The following is a 2,288-nucleotide window of genomic DNA, read 5'->3' as shown; positions in this document are numbered from 1 at the left end:
TACGGCAATAAGCGCATGGTTTTTAAAACCATCTTTATGTTAATGCTGTTTTTTGCTCCTCTGGCAATTATCATTTTCGCATCTATTTCCAGTATTCCTCTATTGTTTGGTCTGTTTGTACTTAGTGGACTTGGTATGGCAGGCATTGGTATGGGAATAATGCACGATGCCATTCATGGCTCCTACTCTAAAAGCCCATTTATTAATAAAATAATGGGTTATACTATTAACCTTATTGGAGCAAATAATGAAGTATGGAGGTTACAACATAACGTGCTTCACCATAGCTTTACCAATATTCAAGAGCATGATGATGATATCAATGCACCGTTTTTTCTGCGTTTTTCTCCTCATGCTAAGAAAAACGGACTTCATAAATTTCAACATCTGTATGCCTGGTTTTTTTATGGGTTAACCACATTATCCTGGGTCACGAGCAAGGATTTCGTAAGGCTGACAAGGTACTATAAGATGGGTTTGATTAAAGAAAAAAAGACTTACAGGTTAGGCTTGTTTAAAATAGCTGCATGGAAACTACTCTATTATTCTTATGCATTGGTATTGCCCTTGGTAATGTCAGGTTTTACGCCAGGAATAGTCATTCTTGCATTTTTAGCGATGCACTTCGTAACAGGGTTGATTATATCATTGGTTTTTCAATCTGCTCACGTTGTAGAGGATGCTGCCTTTCCATTACCCAACGAACATGGTAGCATGGAGGATGAGCGTTTAATCCACCAATTAGCAACTACATGTAATTTTTCACCTAAGAGCAAGGTGTTATCCTGGCTTGTAGGCGGACTTACCAATCAAATAGAACATCATTTATTTCCACAAATCAGTCACGTGCATTATAAAAAAATAGCACCCATTGTGGAACAGACATCAAAGGAATTTGGACTTCCTTATCATAATAATGGCAATTTCTTATCAGCAATCATCAAACATTTTAAAATGCTTTATGTGCTTGGAAGAATGGAATTTCAGCCAATAAACGAAACAAATAAGTAAAACAATTAATTAATAACAATGCAAGAAGGAACAGTAAAGTTTTTCAACACAGAAAAGGGGTATGGATTTATCACTCCTAGTGATTCAAGTAAGGATGTTTTCGTCCACAACAGTGGTCTCATCCATGAAATAATGGAGAACGACAAAGTCTCTTATGATACTGAACAAGGTCAAAAAGGACTTAATGCGGTCAATGTAGAGCGTATCGATTAATAATAAATAACAATACAAAGTATAATATAATGGAAGGAACAGTTAAGTTTTTCAACTCTGAGAAGGGTTTCGGATTCATTGCCCCTAGTGATTCAAGCGAAGATATTTTCGTTCATAGTAGTGGTCTAATCCATGAAATAAGAGAGAACGATAAGGTATCATTTGATACTGAACAAGGCAAAAAAGGCCTTAATGCGGTTAACGTAGAACGCATAGACTAATAAAAATTAAGTAACAATACAAAATATAATACAATGGAAGGAACAGTTAAATTTTTCAATACAGAAAAGGGGTACGGATTTATTACTCCAAGTGATTCAAGCGAAGATATTTTCGTTCACAATAGTGGTTTAATTGATGATATCAGAGAAAATGATAAAGTATCGTATGAAACCGAACAAGGCCAAAAAGGACTTAATGCGGTTAAGGTATCGGTAATACATTAAATCAACTCTTTTTATAAAGAGATAAGAAGTGATCATACAATGATCACTTCTTTCATTTAAGGGTACTCCCTATTTCTGCATAAAAAAAATGTATTTCATTAATAGCGTTAAGAACAAGAAAACACCATTTTCTTTTAGAAACCCCTATTTACTTTTAACAGTGTTAATTTAGCGTCAATTAAATTCATCAACTCCCCATTAGAAAATCAATGCTATCCAACAATGATATACTCAAAAAATTAAGAGTGGCCCATAAGCTTCGTGATGATGATATTATTAAAATTCTCAAACTGGTAGATTTTGAAATTTCAAAAGGAGCATTAGGTGATATGTTTAGAAATGAGGACCATCCTAATTATCAAGAAGCTGGAGATCAGATATTACGCAACTTCTTAAATGGGTTGATTATTCATCTGCGTGGCCCAAGGCCTGATAAACGGTAGCTTGGATTTATGGCAACAAAGTATATTTAAAGACCTGGCACCTGAAGTCAATGTAAATCAAGTTCCTTCACAATTCCCTTTATAAATCATCTTCAAAACAGCTTGCCATCCATTCACCCTTTTTGTATTATTAGCAGTTAATCGTTTAGATCAATGCTATCCAACAATGACATAC

5 protein-coding genes are annotated in these 2,288 nt (G+C 34.6%); all 5 read left to right on the top strand.

Features of this window, described 5'->3' with window-relative positions; translation table 11 throughout:
* Positions 1-1,011: fatty acid desaturase family protein (locus E1140_RS00650; RefSeq protein ID WP_246202656.1), on the top strand; the 1,011-nt coding region annotated here is incomplete at its 5' end.
* Positions 1,012-1,029: 18 nt separating this feature from the next.
* A complete protein-coding gene (locus E1140_RS00645) occupies positions 1,030-1,224 on the top strand; it encodes a cold-shock protein (RefSeq protein ID WP_155178021.1) in 195 nt (64 codons plus the stop codon).
* Between the two features lie 26 nt (positions 1,225-1,250).
* On the top strand, positions 1,251-1,445 hold the full coding sequence (locus E1140_RS00640) for a cold shock domain-containing protein (RefSeq protein ID WP_185153339.1): 195 nt from the start codon (positions 1,251-1,253) through the stop codon (positions 1,443-1,445).
* A 33-nt stretch (positions 1,446-1,478) separates the two neighbouring features.
* Positions 1,479-1,670: a cold-shock protein gene (locus E1140_RS00635; protein WP_155178019.1), complete on the top strand. Its 192-nt coding sequence runs from the start codon at positions 1,479-1,481 to the stop codon at positions 1,668-1,670.
* A 209-nt stretch (positions 1,671-1,879) separates the two neighbouring features.
* Positions 1,880-2,113 (top strand): DUF1456 family protein, encoded by a 234-nt coding sequence (locus E1140_RS00630; protein WP_155178018.1) that lies wholly within the window; start codon positions 1,880-1,882, stop codon positions 2,111-2,113.
* Positions 2,114-2,288 lie beyond the last annotated feature (175 nt).

It is taken from the genome of Fulvivirga lutimaris (assembly GCF_009711525.1).
In the GTDB taxonomy this organism is placed as follows: Bacteria; Bacteroidota; Bacteroidia; order Cytophagales; family Cyclobacteriaceae; genus Fulvivirga; species Fulvivirga lutimaris.
This window is presented reverse-complemented; position numbering and strand designations above follow the sequence as displayed.

Bases quoted from the DNA above. Each gene is read 5' to 3' on its own strand.
- E1140_RS00645 (WP_155178021.1), top strand. From the start codon at position 1,030: ATGCAAGAAGGAACAGTAAAGTTTTTCAACACAGAAAAGGGGTATGGA.
- E1140_RS00635 (WP_155178019.1), top strand. From the start codon at position 1,479: ATGGAAGGAACAGTTAAATTTTTCAATACAGAAAAGGGGTACGGATTT.
- E1140_RS00630 (WP_155178018.1), top strand. From the start codon at position 1,880: ATGCTATCCAACAATGATATACTCAAAAAATTAAGAGTGGCCCATAAG.